The following is an 18395-nucleotide window of genomic DNA, read 5'->3' as shown; positions in this document are numbered from 1 at the left end:
TGGAATTTATTGTTTTAGTATCTCCTACCCCTATCCTATAAAAACCTGACAAAATCCGCTATTAATATGCTCATTGTAAGAGTTCTTTAACAAATTTTACATACTTCATTACTGTTGTTTTGGAAATATTATATTTCGCTGCAACCTGTTGTTGGGTTATCGTCCGCGATCCGTGGTTGCGCCAGATGTATTCAGTTGCTGCAGCCCATGCTTGCCAGTTTGACACATTGAATTGACGCTTAACCGCTTCATCGTAAATCATTAACCATGTTAAATAGAGTTCCTCATTTGCAGAATCATCATGTTTATTTTTTGTAAATAGAGTGTCTGCAATATTGTATCCATCAATGATATAGGTCGGAATGTTTCCTGTCTTTTTCTTTTTACTTAGTACATAGTTTGCAAATTCTTGTTCAAGGGTCGCATGGAATTGTATATGTTTAATATCCTTGCGGGCAAGAGAAGAATTTGTCTTACTTGCTAAAAATAAACCATATAGGCGTTCCTCGATAAAATCACCTGTTAACCAACGGTCCAATACATCACTAATGGATTTTGTACGGTCTGATTCCCATGGGGCTGAACCCTTTTTACTTGGATTTTCTTCAAGCACCCGCTTCCATGCATTTTGGGCAACGTCATGATGCTCTGTAAAAAATGCTGAATAAGAAAGCCAATAATAGAAGGTTTCGTCTCCTTCAAACCCACTTCGTTGTAGACTTCGCAACCATTTATACGCAAGATCATGTCTTCCGACCAACCCAAATGTGGCACCTAGCTTATAGCGGTGTTCCGAAAGAATCGGATGAATCAGTGCTAATCGTTTTGTTAGCTCTTGTACCTGTTGATTTTTTCGTTGATAATATAGAAATACCAATGAGTTGCAAAGTGCATGAAGATTGCCAGGGTTTTTACTCAAAACCTCATCAAGGATCTCAGATGCATTCTCCACATCTCCAGAATAAAAATACGCAAGTGCTAAATTATTATAAGCAGACCAAAATTCCGGATATTCGCGAATGATTTCCTTTAAAAGGGTCACCGCTTCGTCCAATCGTCCTGTTTCAAGGAAATCACGGGCTTGTTCTTGCATGACGATGAGTTCATCCTGTTGGTTAGCTGAATCTTCAAAGTCCACTTCCTCAAGGAGCAATAAATCGAGCAAATCCTCAGCATCCTCCGAAAAGTCTCCATCTGGCTCTCGATCTAAATAGGCTTGTGCATGTTTGCCCGCTTCTTGAAACAAACCTAAATGGGCATAATTATTGGCCATGAAATAAAAACACTCTGGCATATCGAAATTTGGATCTTCCATTATTTGTGTAAGATATTGATTAGATAGAATGTAATCGCCAATTTCCGTTAACGCTACGGATAATTGACATAAGAACATCGGCTCTTTTGGTTCAAGCTGAATTGCTCGTTTAAAATGTTTTATGGATTTATATATATCATGCTGGCGATACGCCTTTAATCCTTTTTTAAAATAATATTCTCCCGTCTGGATAAACGGAATTACCTTTGAACTATGCTGACTTTCTTTTCTGTTTTGTTTTTCCATCGGGGTCCTCCACTATAAATACTGCTTTTTAAACTTATTTCCCAACGTAGTATAACATATATAATCCTTGACACATAGAGGTGCTTGGGTAAAAGGGAAAAACTTTTAGAGAAAGTATGAGTGGTAATTTGTGGGTAATGTGAATAATGTGGACAACCCTTCCACTTTTTGTGAATAAAGTAGCGTGACTACTGAATTGAGTGAACATATGCACATTAATCGAAGTGCTTTTGTGGATAATGTGGATATCGTGGATAAATAATACACATTCCAGTATAGTCAGGCATTAAAAAAGGTGCTCATCTGTGGATAAGCACCTTTGACATTCTTATCTTCTTTTTTGAAGTACAGATAATACTTCATCAAGTGGAAGCTTTTGCTCACGAAGTAAGACAAGCAAGTGATAAATTAAATCCGCTGCTTCCCACTTAAGTTCTTCATGATCGCGGTTTTTCGCTGCAATAATGACCTCTGAAGCTTCTTCACCGACTTTTTTCAGAATCTTATCTACCCCTTTATCAAATAGGTATGTAGTATAAGCACCCTCTGGCATTTCGGCTTCACGCTTAGCAATAACTTCTTCAAGTTCATTAAGAATAGCAAAACGGTCGGAAGACACTTCTTTTGCTTCTCCTAAAACTGATTCGTTGAAGCAAGAATAGCTTCCTGTGTGGCAGGCTGGTCCTGCTGGCTCAACTAAAACAAGGATGGCATCCTGGTCACAATCATATTTTATATCCACTATTTTTTGGGTATTACCTGAAGTTTCCCCTTTGTGCCAAAGCTCCTGACGTGAGCGGCTATAAAACCAAGTTTCGCGCGTTTCAATAGATTTGCGTAAAGATTCTTCATTCATATAAGCAAGTGTTAAAACCTCTTTGCTTACTGCATCCTGAACAATGGCTGGAGCAAGTCCTTTTTCGTCGAATTTAATGTCTGGTGTGTTCATCGGACATTGACCCCTTTCTCTTTTAAATAAGTTTTAACTTCTTTTACGGAAGTTTCTTTGTAGTGAAAAATACTTGCCGCTAATGCAGCGTCTGCTTTACCTTCTTTGAATGCTTGTGCAAAATGTTCCGCATTTCCTGCGCCACCTGATGCGATGACAGGTACAGTAACTGCCTCACTCACACGTCTTGTTAATTCAAGATTGAAGCCATCCTTGCTACCGTCATCGTCCATACTAGTTAATAATATCTCACCAGCACCGAGCTTGATTGCTTCCTTCGCCCAAGAGACAACTTCCCACTCAGTTGCTTTACGTCCGCCATGAGTGTAAACTCTCCAACTACTAAGTTGCTCATCGTATTTTGCGTCGATCGCAACGACGATACATTGAGAACCAAAGAAGTCAGCCCCTTCCTTGATTAAGTCAGGATTTGTCACAGCTGCCGTATTAAGTGAAACCTTGTCAGCACCGGCACGAAGGATTTTTTTCATATCCTCTAAGGAATTAATTCCTCCTCCAACTGTAAAAGGAATCGCAAGTTCTGCGGCCACTTTTTCGACAACCTCAACCATCGTTTTTCTACCTTCATGTGAGGCTGAAATATCAAGGAATACGAGTTCATCTGCACCTTCTGAATCATAGAATTTTGCAAGTTCAACAGGGTCCCCTGCATCACGTAGTCCAACAAATTGAATGCCTTTCACAACGCGACCATCTTTTACGTCCAAACATGGAATGATACGTTTTGTGATCATCAGCCATTCACCTCTTCTAACGCCTCTTGAACGGTAAATTGATTAGTATAGATGGCTTTTCCTACAATTGCACCGGAAACACCTTGAACTGCTAGCTTACTAAGTGATTTAAGGTCTTCAATAGAGCTAACTCCACCTGAAGCGATGACTTGTTTTCCAGTTACAGAAGCAAGTGTAGCAACCGCGTCGATGTTAGGACCACTAAGCATGCCGTCTGTCGCGATATCAGTAAAAATAAATGTTTGTGCACCTGCTTTCGCAAGCTCAACACCTAAATCGGTCGCTTTTACAGAAGATGTATTTAACCAACCTTCAGTGGCTACATAACCGTCTTTCGCATCAATGCCTATCGCGATTTTTTCTTTGTATTTCTTAAGCATGTCCTTTACAAAGTCAGGATTGGAAATTGCGGCACTTCCTAAAATAACGCGGTCAACGCCATTTTCAATATAGTAAGCTACATCCTCTTCGGTTCGAATTCCGCCACCAATTTGAACTTTCGCATCAAGTTTCTTGGCAACCTCAATCACGTATTGGTCATTCACACGTTTACCCGCTTTTGCTCCATCTAAATCGACCATGTGAATCCACTCTGCCCCTGCATCAGCGAAGGCTTTCGCCATATCAAACGGTGAGTCACCATAGACTGTTTCTTTATTATAATCCCCTTGAAGCAATCGAACACATTTGCCACCGCGCATATCGATTGCCGGGTAAATTGTAAAAGTACTCATATTGTCACCTTCTTTTCCACGATCGCAGCGTAGTTTTGGAGGATTTTTAATCCTAGCTCACTGCTTTTTTCAGGATGAAACTGGGTTCCAAACACATTACCTTTTCCAACAACAGCTGGAACGTCGACATCATACATGCTACTTGCGATTACATTCTCACTGTCAGTCTCTGCGAAGTAGGAATGAACGAAGTAGACGTGTCCACCCTCGATGTCCTTTAAAAGTGGAGATGGATTTTTGAGTTCAAGATCATTCCATCCCATATGAGGGACTTTATAGGTCTCACCATTCGCTGTTACGCCAGGAATTTTTGTAATTCTACCTTTTAAGAAACCAAAACCTTGTGTAAGTCCATTTTCTTCACTTTCTTCAAATAATAGCTGCATACCTAAACAGATCCCTAAGAGTGGTGTCCCTTTTGCAACAGATTCCTTAATGAAACTGACTAATCCTTTTTCATGTAAGATTCCCATTGCATCCTTAAAGGAGCCGACACCGGGTAAAATTAGACCGTCTGCTTTTGCAAGCTCATCTGGTGAACTTGAAATGTAATAATCGTAGTTCATCCGTTCAAGCGCCTTAGAAACACTGTATAAATTCCCCATGCCATAATCAATTATGCCTATCATCTACAACATCCCTTTCGTTGACGGGACCCCCTTAACTCGTGGGTCAATCATCGTTGCTTCATCTAATGCACGACCAAATGCTTTAAAAATAGCTTCAATCATATGATGTGTATTGTGACCGTAGTGAACAATTACATGGAGATTGATTCTTGCCTCTAGTGCAAGCTTCCATAAAAATTCATGGACAAGCTCTGTATCAAATGTGCCAACTCGAGAACTTGGGAAATTTGCTTTTAATTCGAAATGTGGGCGATTTCCTAAATCGATAACAACCTGTGCGAGAGCTTCATCCATTGGAACAAATGCGTTTCCGTAGCGCTTAATGCCTTTTTTATCTCCAAGTGCTTCACGCAATGCCTGTCCTAAACAAATTCCAATATCCTCTGTTGTATGGTGATCATCGATTTCTGTATCACCATTTGCATCAACTGTTAAGTTGAATTTTCCATGTTGTGTAAAGAGGTCTAGCATATGAGACATAAATGGGACGCCAGTATCGAGCTTTGAAATGCCTTCCCCATCTATTTTAAAATCTAATTTTATATCTGTTTCATTTGTTTTTCGTTCAACCTTTGCTTGTCTTGTCATAATTACACCTACCGTTATCCACATTTTAATGATTACTTCCAACGCCTGAAATTTCTTAATTTTGTGGATTATTATCCACATTATCCACATAATCCACAACAAGATGTGAATTTTGTGAATTATTTTAATATATGTTCAAAATGAGGTTGAAAAGGACCAAGAATTTCAAGGCGGCGCAGCTTTGAGTACCGGAACGTATGCAGTTAATACGTGAGGAACGGAAAAGCAAGCCAACACAGAAATTCGAAGTGTCATTTTCACCCGAATTTTTGAACTTCTACTTTAATCGTTCCTCAACGGCTCGTGCGTGTGCCTCCAACCCTTCTAGTCTTGCAAAAGCAGCAATTTTCGGGCCGTTTTCCTCGATGGCTTTCTTGCTATAGGAAATAATGCTTGATTTTTTTGTAAAATCATCCACACTTAGTGGACTTGAAAAACGTGCTGTTCCGTTTGTCGGAAGGACGTGGTTTGGACCAGCAAAATAGTCACCGACAGGCTCAGAACTATAACGTCCAATAAAAATAGCGCCTGCGTGCTTGATTTTTCCAACCTGCTCCATCGGTTCCTCCGTCACGATTTCGAGATGCTCTGGAGCAAGCTCGTTTACAACCTTGATTGCTTCATCAAGGTCGCCTGTAACGTAAATGGCTCCAAAATCATTAATTGAGGCTCTAGCAATCGCTTCACGTGGAAGAAGGCTTAACTGTCTTTCAACCTCTTCGGAAACGGCTTCTGCAAGCTGCATTGATGGTGTGACGAGAATGCTTGATGCTCGTTCATCATGCTCTGCTTGAGAGAGTAAATCTGCAGCGATTTCGTTTGGCAAAGCTGTCTCATCTGCCAACACGACGATTTCACTTGGTCCTGCAATCATGTCGATATCCACGTTTCCATATACCTCACGTTTTGCTAATGCGACAAAGATATTACCAGGACCGACGATTTTATCTACAGGCTTGATGGTATCCGTTCCGTACGCCAACGCCCCGACTGCTTGAGCACCGCCAACCTTATAGATTTCTTTAACACCAAGGATGTCCGCTGCCACTAAGACACCGGCTGGAATAGTACCGTCTTTTCCAGGCGGTGACACCATCACTATCCTCTCGACTCCAGCGACCTGTGCAGGAATGACGTTCATTAGGACGGATGACGGGTAGGCAGCCTTCCCACCAGGAACATAAACACCAACTGCATCAAGTGGAGTGACCTTTTGACCGAGAATCGTCCCATTATCCTTCATCGTCATCCATGATTGCTTGACTTGACGGCTATGGTAATCCCGAATATTTTCAGCTGCTTCTTTAATGATTGGAACAAGATTTGCGTCTAATTTTTGATACGCCTCTTTGAAATCTGACTCGGTGACTTTTAATGCCTCAAGTAAAACCCCGTCAAATTTTTCAGTATAGGTACGAAGGGCCTGATCCCCTTCTTTTTGTACGTTAGCGAGAATTTCTAAGACTGCTTTTTTTTGTTCTTCTGTCCCACTATCAATGGTCCGTTTCAGTGAAACAGAATTGGTTACACGTTCAATTCTCATGGTGTGTCGGTCCTTTCCCTTTTGATACTACTGCGATACCACAGTTGAAAGCCTCTCTACGATTTCATCGATTTGCTGATCCTTTAAGCGATAGCTTACTGGATTTACGATAAGGCGTGACGTGATATCCGCAATATGTTCAAGCTCAACTAATCCATTTTCCTTCAATGTTCGTCCTGTTGAGACGATATCGACAATTCGATCTGCAAGACCAATTAATGGTGCAAGTTCGATCGAACCGTTTAGTTTAATAATTTCAACCTGCTCCCCATTTTCACGAAAATAGCTAGATGCGATGTTTGGATATTTTGTTGCGATTTTAGGTGCAACACCTTTGATTTTGACATCTGGGAGTCCTGCCACTGCTAGGTAGCATTGGCTGATTTGCAAATCGAGTACCTCATATACATCCCGCTCTTCCTCAAGCATTACATCTTTTCCGGCAATACCAAGGTCTGCTACTCCGTGCTCTACATAAGTAGTCACATCCATTGGTTTTGCAAGCATGAATCGAAATGGCTCATCAGGAACGTCGATAATCAGCTTTCTGGAATCCTCGAATTCTGGAGGAAGATTGTAGCCTGCTTTTACTAAAAGTTGTGCTGCCTCTTCAAAAATTCGTCCCTTTGGCATCGCAATTGTTAATTTGTCACTCATTTAAGCCTCCTCCTTCCTTGTCGTTCCTAAGAAAAAGGTGTTTTTGGCAAAAGCATTCGTACAAGCATCAACATCCTTGACTCCCGCTATATCTTGAAGGATAACCCGCTCACCCTGTTCTCGTTTACTCATCGCAAAACGGATGGCTTCTTCTCTCTGTTCAGCGCTAAAAATCACACAATGAATTTCTGGCTCTTCCTTAGGTAAATCAAGTGCTTCAAGTAGTCGATCTATGCGGATACCAAAGCCTGTCGCTGGTGCAGGACGATCAAATTTTTCAAATAAATGATCGTAGCGCCCACCATTTCCTACTAAAAAGCCTACATTCTCAGCGTAAACCTCGAAAAGAATTCCTGTGTAGTAGCTCATATGGCTAACGAGATTGAAGTCAATTTTTATATGCTCAGTTACTCCGAATGCCTCTAGCTTTTTCCAGAGCATTTCAAGTTCATCTGCTGCCCTTTTTCCTTCTTCACATTCGACTAGATCTTTCGCTTTTTCAATTTTTGATTCATTTCCTCTTAGTTGTAAAAGGGATAGCAATCGCTGCTTATCAATAGAAGAAAGCGGTAGTTTTTTCACATGTTCTCTGTAGCCAACGTAATTTTTTTCATATAAATAGCGTTGTAAGGCATCCGCTCTTGCTTCATTTCCGACAATCTCCATAAACAATGCTCTCACATAACCAATATGGCCGATTGGCACTGTAAAATTAGTTAAACCTGCTTGCTTAAGAGAAGCAATCATAACCGATATAACCTCAGCATCAGCACTTGTTGTTGTATCACCTATGTACTCGACTCCGATTTGCTCAAACTCAGCTGGTCTTCCACCTTCATGCTGCTGCGCACGGAACACATTTGCGGAATATGCGATGCGTTGTGGATATTCACCTTGATATAAACGAGATGCTGCGACTCGAGCAATTGGAGCTGTCATATCAGGTCTTAGCACAAGTGTGTGACCCTGTGAATCCAATAGTTTAAATAATTGACGGTCGAGGATTGCTGACGCCTCGCCGATTGTTTCATAGTATTCAAGTGTTGGAGTTTCAATAAATTGATAACCCCAGCTTTCAATTTGAGTTGACATTGCATTGCGAATTTTCTTTTTCGCTTCATATAAAGCAGGCAATGTATCTCTCATCCCTAACGGTTTTTCAAACATAAACACGATTTTCGTCACCACCAAAGTTTGTATATGTTAACTTTCCCAATATTTTCTTAAAAAAATCATTTCACTTTAGTTCGCTAATATACTACCAAGATAAAGTATATGATACACCTATCCCTTACATGCGTCAACAGAAAAAGTCAGAATTTAGGTGAAATTAATAGGGGTGGATATGAATTTTGTGTGTTTTATTGAAAATATCGTTATTAACTGTGGATTATGTGGATATTGTTGATAAAATTTTAGTGCGATTGTGGATTGTGTGAATATCGTGGATAAGTTGACTGAGATTTTGTAAGCAAGAGAGGAAGAAAAGAGACAGATGTTGGAAATAGAAATTTAAAATAGGAGGAAAAGAGGAAAGAAGTCGATATAGCATAAAAGAGAAGTTAAAAGAGATAAGTAAAATGTGTAAGTTTTGGCAATAAAAAAGGAACCAAACCAAATCAATGGTTAGATTCCTCTTTTTCTCGTTGTTCCCTTTGTTCTTTCGTGTAGATCACTCGCATCGGGTTACCTCCAACAAAGCTACCCGCTGGGACATCTCTGTGGACCAATGTACCCGCTGATACGATTGCTCCATCGCCAATTTCCACACCTGGCAAAATCGTTGAATTTGCCCCAATCATTACCTCGCTGCCAATTTTAACGTCACCCAGTCTGTATTCTTTAATCAAATATTCATGGGCTAGAATGGTGGTATTAAAGCCAATGACTGTGTTGCTTCCGACACTGATCTTTTCGGGAAACATTGTATCCGGCACTACCATCAGTGCAAATGCTGTTTTTTCCCCTACCTTCATGTTTAAAAAAGTGCGATACAGCCAATTTTTCACACCAAGAAATGGCGTATAGCGCGCTATCTGTATAATGATAAAGTTTTTTACAACTTTCCAAAAGGATACGGTCTTATAGATTTGCCAAAGTGAATTGGGACCTGAAACAAAATATCGTGTGGTTCGTCGTTTCACAGTTTTTTCATCCTTTAACCGAAACTAAATCCAATAGGTCACTCATGTTTTCTAGCATGAAATCAGGGTTGTATTCCAATAAGAAGTCTTTTCCTTTATGAGACCAAGCAACTCCTGCAGTCTTTGTGCCCGCCTTTTGACCTGCGACAATGTCTTGATAATTGTCGCCAACCATAATGGCTTCTTCAGGTGTTGAGTCTAACATTTTCAATGCTAACAGCACGGGTTCTGGATCTGGTTTTGGATTGGTCACATCATCCAATGTCACCACGACATCAAAGAATTGGTCAAGCTTTGTTAGTTGTAATCCCATGTTAACCGTTTTTCGTACTTTTGTTGTAACAACTCCAATTTTATAGCCTTTTTCTTTCAGCGTCTTAATGGTGTCAAATACACCCGGAAATTCAGTTACTAGTTCATCATGCTTTTCATGATTGAACTTTCGATATTCCGCAATCATTTCTTCTGCACGGTCCGGGTCTACAGAAGAAAAAGATTCATGTAGAGTTGGACCATTGAAAGGCAAAATATCCTCCCTGCTGTATTGGCGTTCTGGGAAGTACTTTCCAAAGGTGTGTAAAAAAGATTGCAAGATTAGTTCATTCGTATCAATTAACGTTCCATCTAAATCAAATAGTAATGTTTTAATTGCCATAAACAGCTTCCTTTCTATTACTTTGCTCGACGCGTTTCCAGATAAAAGCGATGACCATTGTTAGTATGATTGCAGTAATGAGACGGATTAACAATAGCGGTAAGACTGGAATGCCTAGAGGGATAAAGATAAGTGTATCCTCCACAACCGCGTGACAGGATACTAAGAAAATTAACGCTAAGGTTACATCTTTCTTACTTACATTATCCTCTTTTACCGCCTGAATCATTACACCTGCTCCTAACGCTAGACCGAACAAAAGACCTGCTGCCAAGGTTGTTGATGTATTTTCCTTCATTCCAAGTGCCTTGGTGACTGGCGTCATCCACTTTGAAAATACATCCAACCATTTTAAATCCTTTAATATTTGAATAACAACCATCAATGGAATGACAATAAGAGCCAATTGTAGAATCCCAAATGTAGCTTTTTCAATACCATTTAATACAATAGCTCCCCAGCCTGAAATTTGTTCATCAGTCGTTGAGACTAGTCCATATTTTGCTAACTCACTTCCACCACTCCAAACTAGATTAATTACAAAGGCAGAAATGAATGCAAGTCCCAGTCTAACTGTTACAATCACCCAAATCTTCATACCTACTTTTGCAGCAACAGTCGATTCGATAATCATATTATGCGAGAATGATAGCATGACAGCTAAAATAAACACTTCTTTTACAGTCAAATCTAGTGTTAAGATCGCCCCAATCCCTGCATAAAGGTTTAAAAAGTTACCTAATACAAGTGGTATTGCGGCATCACCTGAAAGACCAAACCAGCCCATGATTGGGGCAATCCACTTAATCACCCAATCTAGCACCGGTGTATATTGCAACATTGTGACAAGTAGGGTAACCGGGAAAATTACCTTCCCTAATGTCCAAGTAGTTTTTAATCCTACTATGAAGCCTTTCTTGATTGTATCTAGCAAGTTTCCCCTCTCCCTTTTACGTTGTTATTTCTCTAAGTAACGCTCGTTTGAATGACCTTTTATTCTTCGATAAATAAGAACGATGATTGCTCCCACAATCGATACAATCGAAATCAACTGAGCCACTCGGATATCCCCAAGCATTAAGCTATCGGTCCGTAAGCCTTCTACGAATAAACGGCCAATTGAATACCAGATAACGTATGTAAGGAACATTTCCCCACGTCTTAGATTGACCTTTCGAAGCATTAGTAATAAAACAAAACCTACAAGGCTCCAAAGTGATTCATACAAAAAGGTTGGATGGTAGTACGTTCCTTTTATAAACATTTGGTCCATGATAAAGTCAGGTAGCACATTATAGAAGGTTTGGATCTGTTCCTCTGCAATTGGTCCTCCATGTGCTTCTTGGTTCATAAAATTTCCCCAACGGCCAATTGCTTGACCTAAGATAATGCTTGGTGCCGCGATGTCTGCAATCTTCCAAAAGGACAAGCCTTTTACTCTCGCAAACACAATCGCAGTCACAACTGAACCGATTAACGCACCATGAATGGCAATTCCACCCTCCCAAATTGCAATAATTTTGGAAGGATTTTGTGAGTAATAATCCCATTTAAAAATAACGTAATAAATTCTTGCACAGATGATAGCAATCGGTACCGCGAAAAGCATGAGGTCCATGAAAGTATCCTTGTGCAAGCCTCTGCGTTCTGATTCCTTAATGGCAAGGTAAAGGGCTAGCATGGTTCCTAGCCCGATGATTAATCCATACCACTGAATGCGTAACGCGCCAAATTCTAAAAATGTTGGGTCTAATGGTTGAATGTTTCGGTCCACTATCTCAACTCCCTATTTTATTGATATTTTTATATGTCGTCGTGCTCCCTAAATTCAATTGTATGTGAAAGACGATTTGAGAAATCTTCTGCAGCGTTTAAGCCCATACGTTTAAGTCGGTAATTCATCGCTGCCACTTCAATGATAACGGCTAAGTTTCGACCAGGACGAACTGGAATAGTGTATTTTGTTAAATCAGTATCGATAATTTTCATTTTTTCTTCTTCAAGCCCTAGTCTGTCATATTGCTTTGTCTGATCCCAAAGTTCTAGATTGACCACAAGCGTAATCCGTTTATAATTTCGAATTGCACCTGCTCCGAATAAGGTCATGACATTGATGATCCCAAGACCGCGAATTTCAAGGAGATGCTCGATAAGCTCAGGTGCGCTTCCAATAAGTGTATCATCATCCTCTTGACGAATTTCTACACAATCATCTGCAACAAGACGGTGTCCGCGCTTGACAAGCTCAAGCGCTGTTTCACTTTTACCAACACCACTCTTACCAATGATTAGTACCCCAACTCCGTATATATCCACTAGAACACCATGGACAGCTGTTGTTGGCGCGAGCTTACTTTCTAAAAAGTTTGTAATCCTACTTGATAGTCTCGTTGTCTTCATAGGTGCTTTGATCACCGGAACAGATTCACGCTCGGAAGCCTCAATCAGTTCTGTTGGAACCTCTAAATCACGCGAAATAATAATTGCAGGAGTGATATCTGTACAAAGCTTTTCCATACGATATCTTTTTTCTTCGGTAGATAATTTCTCAAAGAACGTCAACTCAGTTTTTCCTAATAGCTGTACTCGCTCTGAAGGATAGTAATCAAAAAATCCCGCTAGTTCAATACCTGGTCTAGATATATCACTTGTTGTTATCGGGCGATTAACCCCTTCTTCCCCACTCACTAATTCTAATTTGAATTTCTCAATTAAATCTTTTGTGCTAACTTTTGGCACATCTGTTCCTCCTTGATTGTGACTCATGTAGTTTTCGGTAGTTGCTGCGTATTTTTAAAGCCCACTCATTTCGTGCTTAAACAGACTGTATTTTTTAAAATTATATTTTTTCAAACTCATTCTCCTATTTTAGCATTTTTCTGTGTAAGGCCAAAACTTTTCTGATTTAAATTGCAGAAGAATGTTGGGAGGATTTGTTTTTGAGAGGTGTATGGGGGGAGAATTACGGTCTCAGAGACATCCCAAGAATGGAATGTCTTTGAGAATTTTCATTTTACTAGTGAATAAACATTGGTATCATGCACAACACCGTTTTGATACATATTGTTCCTTAAGATACCTTCTTTTTCAAATCCAAGCTTGGTTAACAATTCATTAGATGCTGCGTTTTCAAGAAACACAACGGCACCAATACGAGTTAAGCCAAGATTGTCAAAACCGTATGTGATTACCCTTTTAACAGCCTCTGTTGCGTAGCCTTTTCGCCAGTATTGGGGCTGTAACTCATAGCCGATTTCTGCTCGCTTATGCTTGGGAGACCAAGCATTAAATCCTATGGTTCCAATAAGTTCTTCGGTTTCTATTAATTCGATCCCCCATCTTATTCCACGCTTTTCTTTATAGTTTTTTGCAAAGAATTCAACAAACTGCTCTGCCTGTTCTACTTTGGTTAGAGGATCTTGACCATAATAACGCGTGACATCATTGTTTGAAAAACAGTTGAATATTTCTTGAGCATCTCTATGGACAATTTCTCTTAATCTTAGTCGTTCGGTTTCTAGTATTGGAAACATGCTTGTACTCCTTTCTCTACTTTGACTATATTTTCAATAAAAAACAGCGTAATCCTTCCTGGACTACGCTGCTAGTAAAGTTTTATTTCTTCTTTTTCTCCTGAAGCGGTTCGACGATTACTTTTTGAATGAGTAAGTTTAGAATCGAGATAATGACTGCTGCTAGTAATGCTGTGCCGAAGCCATCGATGACAAAGGAGTCACCCATTAGGGACTGTGTCAGCATTAAAGTAAGTGCATTGATCACAAATAAAAATAAACCTAATGAGAGAACCGTAACAGGTAAGGTTAAGACGATGAGAATCGGTTTTACGATTACGTTTAAAATCGATAGGATTACGCTTGCTGTGACAGCTGCTCCTACGCCCTCGAGATGAAAACTATCGACATATCCTGCCACAACCATTAGTACGATGCTATTAACAATTATGCTAGCAATCCATCTCATTATCTATAGACATCTCCTTCATTCGGTACAATAAACAACCAAACGAGATAAATGATTCCTAAAGAACCCACACCTAAAATAAATCCAACCACAGCAAGAATACGTAAAAGCGATGCATCGATTCCCGTGTAATCTGCTAGGCCTCCAAGCACTCCTCCTAGCATTCTATTTCGGGTGGAGCGGTATAATTTCTTTTTCATAGTGGACACCTCAAAGTGGTTTTATCGTAATAGAGCCTGTTTTCGTTTCAGCAAAGAGATGTAACTTTTGCGCCTTTTCTTCATTTGCTTTGAAACGTAGGGATTTCTGAACAACTTCATTTTTCTCCTCAATGATTGACATCATTGGAAGTTCTGACTTGAAGCTACCGAGATTTGATTTTAATTCTCCGTCAACTTGATAGTCGTTTGCGATAAACATATCAATGCTGCCAGTGGTTGTTTTTACGTAAGCCGTGTGGCAGCTATCGCTTTGAATATCGCAAGTAATGTTACCGTTAAAGCTTTGTAGGTCAACTTTTTCAAATCGGCCAGTTGTTGTAACTGTACCATTTAAGGTTTCAGCTTCAAAATCCTTACTTGTGATTTGATTTGCTTTAATGTGACCATTTGCTGTTTCTATTTCAACCGATTCTGTATCAAAATTCGAAATGGTGATTGCACCATTTGCAGTTTTTGCACGGAAATCCTTTACTCGTAAATTTTCCCCAGTTATCGGTCCATTAAACATGCGTGTCTTGATACTCTCATAATTTTCCTGAGGAACATATATTTTTGCATGAACCTTCATTTGCTTTTTCTGGATTGATAGGCGAAGTGCACCATTTTCAATCGAGAAAAGAACATCCTCTAAAAATGCTTTACGTGCACGTTCTTGGTTATCGATATTATATACTTTTGCTTCACATTCAACGCGAACATCCTTCTCTTCCCATGGAATAATCGTAATACTTCCATTGGAAACATCGAGGTCAAGCTTGGTAATATATACGTCCTTATGCTGGAAAATATGTTTCACTTCTACTGCATTACCGAAATTAAAATCGAGATCGAGGTCTTTAATTTTTTTCAGAGCAGTGTCGATAAAATCCATAAATTTGTGTTTCGCAGAACCCTTGCTCTCATATGAGTTTTGGTGTTGCTGCTGGGATTGCTCATACTGGACTTGAGTCGAAAGCTCTGTCTTGATTTCCTGTGCTGGATCTTGGGACTGGCTCTCCTCCCCAGAATGGAGCTTTTCAATCAGAACGATTGCTTCCTCAGCTGTCAATTTTCCTTCCTCAACTAGTTTTAGGATACGTTTTTGTTCTTCTTTCATGGTTTCTTCCTCCCTTAAAGTTCTTCTTGAGCTAATACTTGAATTCCTTTTACAATGTTCCAAATCACAATTCCGACGTTAATGATCGCTAATAGGATGAACACTAGCAGCATAGTTGCTACAAATGCCTCCACAGACCATATAAAGAAAAACGGAATGATGATAAAAACGATTGTCGCTACTGGAATAATATGTGAGATTAACGCATGCAAGGCATGCCTTTTTACTACTGGATTTTGAACTATGATATAAACAACGAGTGGTAAAATAAACCCTGCGAAGAAAACACTGAAGTAACACAACGCTGCAATTAATTTATCTGTATTCACTCTTCATCTCCCCTTTATACCTCTATATACGATAACGAGATATAATTGGTTTCAAGATTTTATAAAAATAAGCCTCGAGACTTAGAGGAACAAAGGGAACCATAGGGACGGTTCTAGTGGTTCCTGGCTGCTTTTTCTTAGAATAATCTTTCTATCGGGATCAAGAGAACCGTCCCCTTGGCCCTCTCTTGGTCCTCGCTTGGGCTCTAAGCTGTAGCAAATATCAAAGTGACTACTGTTGACTGATAAATTCTTATATTTCATTTAAAAAATCCCGATCTGCGTCTAAGCAAATCAGGATTCCTATTTAGAACAAACTGGTCCCCGAGTTTTCCCATTGGGACCAACAGAACCGTCCCCTTGGTTCCCTTTGGTTCCTAGTTCCAGTCAAGATTCAGGTGATGTTACTTTGTCATAAAAGTCTACATAGTTATCACGGTCTGCACTATTACGATAGGCCATAGCGACACGTGGATGTTCATTAAGCATACCGGAGATCATGTAAGGAATGATATAGCCCCACTCCCACTTTTGTCGCATTTCTATCATATGCTTTTCAATGATACCGAGAACTGGCTTAATCTCATAGCTGCTTTTTTGTATGTAACTAACGAGAAGCTCTGTGTGACAGTTACCAGCCGCACGACCCATACCATAAACAGATGAATCAAGATAAGTAACTCCGTTTCTCATCGCAGCTAATGTATTGGCGAATGCTAATTGCATGTTGTTATGCGTATGTATTCCAAGCTGTTTATTAGGGAGCATCTCTTGGAACTTTTTCACTTGATGCTCAATATCGGTAGGAGCTAAGCTTCCAAATGAGTCAACGATATAGACAACGTCGACAGGACTTGCCTTCACCATTTCAAACGCTTCAATAAGCTGACGTTCAGGAACACTAGATAAAGCCATGATGTTAAGTGAAGTTTCGTATCCTAGGTCATGAAACATTTTTACAAGCTCCAAGCCTTTATCTACTTCACGTACATAACACGCAACTCGAATCATATCTAGAACACTTTCCTCGCGGGGTAGTATGTCAGCAGGATCAACACGCCCAATATCTACCAGAGCAGATAGCTTCGTAGTTTTTTTCTCAGGAATAATTTCTTTAAGGAAGTTATCATCAAGAAACCTCCATGGATTAGGCTCAGTCGCATTGAGTAGCCTAGGCGAATTTTTGTAGCCAATCTCCATGTATTCCAAACCAGCTGCACTTAGGCCATTATACAAGTCTTGAACAAATTCGACACTAAAGTCCCAATTGTTAACTAACCCACCATCACGAATAGTACAGTCTATAATTTTATTACGATGTTCCATGTTAAAAACTCCCTTACTTATTCTTTTTCTTCATTATTGTTCTAATTCGTGAGTTTATGTAAAAAAATAAACTTTAATACAAAATAAAAATAATGAAATAAACAATAATCATTAAATTTTAAAAATTAGATTTAATTATATCATTTTTTTCATTAAGGGCACGCAAAATTTAAAAAACCACTAGAACCGTCCCTGTGGTTACATTTAATGCTAAGGCTTACTTTCTAAAAGCATTTTAAAGTTTTCGCGGTAATGCCAGGCTAATATTCCTTCAAATACTGTGATTATAATTGCCAATGGAAGTAACTCTGAATCTACAAAGATATGAAATGCTAAGATATTGACCATTAAACCTGCTAAAACAACTAAGGCTAACGGTACATACCTACGAATAATCAATAAGAATCCCGCAATTATTTCAACACCTTTTTCCAACGCTAGTAAATAGCCATCTCCCAAAAATTCCATTGCAGCTGGGCTTGTTGGCGCAAATGGCTCAAATCCAAACAATACAGCATACCCATTTAAACCTGCTCCTAAAAATATAGCCCCCAGCAAAATTTCAATAACGCGAATGGTGATTTTCATTTTTATCCCCTTTGTATGGTTTTAGAATAGCCTCTTTCAAAAAATTACCTTATATACCCTTACAGTAATATTTACTGTATTACATTTCTGTTAGAACTAGGTCTGATGCATCGATTTACTTTTTCTCCAACTCCCTTGCGAGAATTGATCGGCGAAACCCCTTTTGGCGAATGAATTCTTTTATTTCTACTGTGCTCATGTAGGAAAGGCGGATATGATAATAATTAATATGCTCAATAATGGCAAATCCGTATAAGAAAAGGTACCAATAAAGTCCTTTAGAAAAAGTAGCTTGGTAGACAAGGAAGGGTAAACCCGCTACAAGTAATACAAGATTACTTTTCTTGAAGAAACGAAAACGTGATAAATAAGAGTCAGGTAAAGAAGAACTCTTACCTTGTCTGACCCGCCTCCACTTCAAGTACCAATAATAACTACCTTGGAACAAAATGTATTCCAAAATACAGAATGCAAATATATGTGGAAAGGTGGTTAAATAATGAGCAGACCATTCAAATGTTGGAATATAGAGTAACCAGAGGACCGGAAATAGAATGGCAGCTGATAATTCTCCTGTCCAAAGGCCAAATAGTTTTTTCTGAGCTTTTACTTTCATGTGTATCACCTATTAGTTAAGAA

General features: G+C 39.4%; 22 protein-coding genes. All 22 read right to left on the bottom strand.

The window, feature by feature from the left end; translation table 11 throughout:
* Positions 1-70: 70 nt before the first annotated feature.
* Positions 71-1561 carry a tetratricopeptide repeat protein gene (locus tag CKJ95_RS06025; RefSeq protein ID WP_099352503.1) on the bottom strand — a complete coding sequence of 497 codons (1491 nt, stop codon included), beginning with the start codon at positions 1559-1561 and terminating at the stop codon, positions 71-73.
* A 328-nt stretch (positions 1562-1889) separates the two neighbouring features.
* Positions 1890-2510: a bifunctional phosphoribosyl-AMP cyclohydrolase/phosphoribosyl-ATP diphosphatase HisIE gene (hisIE, locus tag CKJ95_RS06020; protein ID WP_099352502.1), complete on the bottom strand. Its 621-nt coding sequence runs from the start codon at positions 2508-2510 to the stop codon at positions 1890-1892.
* Positions 2507-3265: an imidazole glycerol phosphate synthase subunit HisF gene (gene hisF, locus CKJ95_RS06015; protein WP_099352501.1), complete on the bottom strand. Its 759-nt coding sequence runs from the start codon at positions 3263-3265 to the stop codon at positions 2507-2509. The genes hisIE and hisF overlap by 4 nt, the downstream gene beginning before the upstream one ends.
* Positions 3265-3999: a 1-(5-phosphoribosyl)-5-[(5-phosphoribosylamino)methylideneamino]imidazole-4-carboxamide isomerase gene (hisA, locus tag CKJ95_RS06010; RefSeq protein WP_099352500.1), complete on the bottom strand. Its 735-nt coding sequence runs from the start codon at positions 3997-3999 to the stop codon at positions 3265-3267. The genes hisF and hisA overlap by 1 nt, the downstream gene beginning before the upstream one ends.
* Positions 3996-4628 (bottom strand): imidazole glycerol phosphate synthase subunit HisH, encoded by a 633-nt coding sequence (gene hisH / locus CKJ95_RS06005; protein ID WP_099352499.1) that lies wholly within the window; start codon positions 4626-4628, stop codon positions 3996-3998. Before hisH ends, hisA begins: the two co-directional genes overlap by 4 nt.
* Positions 4629-5216 carry an imidazoleglycerol-phosphate dehydratase HisB gene (gene hisB, locus CKJ95_RS06000; protein WP_099352692.1) on the bottom strand — a complete coding sequence of 196 codons (588 nt, stop codon included), beginning with the start codon at positions 5214-5216 and terminating at the stop codon, positions 4629-4631. It lies immediately after the preceding gene.
* Between the two features lie 277 nt (positions 5217-5493).
* Positions 5494-6759: a histidinol dehydrogenase gene (gene hisD, locus CKJ95_RS05995; RefSeq protein ID WP_099352498.1), complete on the bottom strand. Its 1266-nt coding sequence runs from the start codon at positions 6757-6759 to the stop codon at positions 5494-5496.
* A gap of 27 nt (positions 6760-6786) precedes the next feature.
* Complete coding sequence (gene hisG / locus CKJ95_RS05990; protein ID WP_099352497.1) at positions 6787-7416, bottom strand: ATP phosphoribosyltransferase; 630 nt, start codon at positions 7414-7416, stop codon at positions 6787-6789.
* Positions 7417-8601 carry an ATP phosphoribosyltransferase regulatory subunit gene (locus CKJ95_RS05985; RefSeq protein ID WP_099352691.1) on the bottom strand — a complete coding sequence of 395 codons (1185 nt, stop codon included), beginning with the start codon at positions 8599-8601 and terminating at the stop codon, positions 7417-7419. It abuts the gene before it with no gap.
* A 434-nt stretch (positions 8602-9035) separates the two neighbouring features.
* A complete protein-coding gene (locus tag CKJ95_RS05980) occupies positions 9036-9560 on the bottom strand; it encodes an acyltransferase (RefSeq protein ID WP_099352496.1) in 525 nt (174 codons plus the stop codon).
* Between the two features lie 7 nt (positions 9561-9567).
* On the bottom strand, positions 9568-10215 hold the full coding sequence (ppaX, locus tag CKJ95_RS05975; protein ID WP_099352495.1) for a pyrophosphatase PpaX: 648 nt from the start codon (positions 10213-10215) through the stop codon (positions 9568-9570).
* Positions 10205-11149 (bottom strand): nucleoside recognition domain-containing protein, encoded by a 945-nt coding sequence (locus CKJ95_RS05970; protein ID WP_099352494.1) that lies wholly within the window; start codon positions 11147-11149, stop codon positions 10205-10207. Before CKJ95_RS05970 ends, ppaX begins: the two co-directional genes overlap by 11 nt.
* Before the next feature lie 24 nt (positions 11150-11173).
* Positions 11174-11989, bottom strand: a complete 816-nt coding sequence (lgt, locus tag CKJ95_RS05965; protein WP_099352493.1) for a prolipoprotein diacylglyceryl transferase — start codon at positions 11987-11989, stop codon at positions 11174-11176.
* A gap of 29 nt (positions 11990-12018) precedes the next feature.
* Positions 12019-12954 (bottom strand): HPr(Ser) kinase/phosphatase, encoded by a 936-nt coding sequence (gene hprK, locus CKJ95_RS05960; RefSeq protein ID WP_099352492.1) that lies wholly within the window; start codon positions 12952-12954, stop codon positions 12019-12021.
* A 269-nt stretch (positions 12955-13223) separates the two neighbouring features.
* Positions 13224-13748 (bottom strand): GNAT family N-acetyltransferase, encoded by a 525-nt coding sequence (locus tag CKJ95_RS05955; protein WP_099352491.1) that lies wholly within the window; start codon positions 13746-13748, stop codon positions 13224-13226.
* Positions 13749-13830: 82 nt separating this feature from the next.
* On the bottom strand, positions 13831-14196 hold the full coding sequence (locus CKJ95_RS05950; protein ID WP_099352490.1) for a phage holin family protein: 366 nt from the start codon (positions 14194-14196) through the stop codon (positions 13831-13833).
* A complete protein-coding gene (locus tag CKJ95_RS05945; RefSeq protein WP_099352489.1) occupies positions 14196-14396 on the bottom strand; it encodes a PspC domain-containing protein in 201 nt (66 codons plus the stop codon). The genes CKJ95_RS05950 and CKJ95_RS05945 overlap by 1 nt, the downstream gene beginning before the upstream one ends.
* Positions 14397-14406: 10 nt before the next feature.
* A complete protein-coding gene (locus CKJ95_RS05940) occupies positions 14407-15513 on the bottom strand; it encodes a DUF4097 family beta strand repeat-containing protein (RefSeq protein WP_099352488.1) in 1107 nt (368 codons plus the stop codon).
* A gap of 14 nt (positions 15514-15527) precedes the next feature.
* Entirely contained in the window at positions 15528-15842 is a 315-nt protein-coding gene (locus tag CKJ95_RS05935) for a DUF4870 domain-containing protein (RefSeq protein WP_099352487.1), read from the bottom strand.
* A 387-nt stretch (positions 15843-16229) separates the two neighbouring features.
* On the bottom strand, positions 16230-17168 hold the full coding sequence (locus CKJ95_RS05930) for an aldolase catalytic domain-containing protein (RefSeq protein WP_099352486.1): 939 nt from the start codon (positions 17166-17168) through the stop codon (positions 16230-16232).
* A gap of 210 nt (positions 17169-17378) precedes the next feature.
* The gene (locus CKJ95_RS05925) at positions 17379-17756 is read right to left on the bottom strand and encodes a hypothetical protein (protein ID WP_180271423.1); all 378 of its coding nucleotides are present in this window, start codon (positions 17754-17756) and stop codon (positions 17379-17381) included.
* A 115-nt stretch (positions 17757-17871) separates the two neighbouring features.
* Positions 17872-18372 (bottom strand): hypothetical protein, encoded by a 501-nt coding sequence (locus CKJ95_RS05920; protein WP_099352485.1) that lies wholly within the window; start codon positions 18370-18372, stop codon positions 17872-17874.
* Between the last annotated feature and the right edge of the window lie 23 nt (positions 18373-18395).

Origin of the sequence: Fredinandcohnia onubensis (assembly GCF_002734285.1) — a bacterium.
In the GTDB taxonomy this organism is placed as follows: domain Bacteria; phylum Bacillota; class Bacilli; order Bacillales; family Bacillaceae_L; genus Ferdinandcohnia; species Ferdinandcohnia onubensis_A.
The sequence above is the reverse complement of the archived record's forward strand: the minus strand, read 5'-3'. Positions and strand labels throughout refer to the sequence as shown.

Bases quoted from the DNA above. Each gene is read 5' to 3' on its own strand.
- hisD (WP_099352498.1), bottom strand. From the start codon at position 6,759: ATGAGAATTGAACGTGTAACCAATTCTGTTTCACTGAAACGGACCATT.
- hisF (WP_099352501.1), bottom strand. From the start codon at position 3,265: ATGATCACAAAACGTATCATTCCATGTTTGGACGTAAAAGATGGTCGC.
- CKJ95_RS05920 (WP_099352485.1), bottom strand. From the start codon at position 18,372: ATGAAAGTAAAAGCTCAGAAAAAACTATTTGGCCTTTGGACAGGAGAA.
- hisA (WP_099352500.1), bottom strand. From the start codon at position 3,999: ATGAGTACTTTTACAATTTACCCGGCAATCGATATGCGCGGTGGCAAA.
- CKJ95_RS05940 (WP_099352488.1), bottom strand. From the start codon at position 15,513: ATGAAAGAAGAACAAAAACGTATCCTAAAACTAGTTGAGGAAGGAAAA.
- CKJ95_RS05950 (WP_099352490.1), bottom strand. From the start codon at position 14,196: ATGAGATGGATTGCTAGCATAATTGTTAATAGCATCGTACTAATGGTT.
- CKJ95_RS05955 (WP_099352491.1), bottom strand. From the start codon at position 13,748: ATGTTTCCAATACTAGAAACCGAACGACTAAGATTAAGAGAAATTGTC.
- CKJ95_RS05945 (WP_099352489.1), bottom strand. From the start codon at position 14,396: ATGAAAAAGAAATTATACCGCTCCACCCGAAATAGAATGCTAGGAGGA.
- CKJ95_RS05925 (WP_180271423.1), bottom strand. From the start codon at position 17,756: ATGAAAATCACCATTCGCGTTATTGAAATTTTGCTGGGGGCTATATTT.
- hisG (WP_099352497.1), bottom strand. From the start codon at position 7,416: ATGAGTGACAAATTAACAATTGCGATGCCAAAGGGACGAATTTTTGAA.
- hisH (WP_099352499.1), bottom strand. From the start codon at position 4,628: ATGATAGGCATAATTGATTATGGCATGGGGAATTTATACAGTGTTTCT.
- CKJ95_RS05930 (WP_099352486.1), bottom strand. From the start codon at position 17,168: ATGGAACATCGTAATAAAATTATAGACTGTACTATTCGTGATGGTGGG.
- ppaX (WP_099352495.1), bottom strand. From the start codon at position 10,215: ATGGCAATTAAAACATTACTATTTGATTTAGATGGAACGTTAATTGAT.
- hisIE (WP_099352502.1), bottom strand. From the start codon at position 2,510: ATGAACACACCAGACATTAAATTCGACGAAAAAGGACTTGCTCCAGCC.
- hisB (WP_099352692.1), bottom strand. From the start codon at position 5,216: ATGACAAGACAAGCAAAGGTTGAACGAAAAACAAATGAAACAGATATA.
- CKJ95_RS06025 (WP_099352503.1), bottom strand. From the start codon at position 1,561: ATGGAAAAACAAAACAGAAAAGAAAGTCAGCATAGTTCAAAGGTAATT.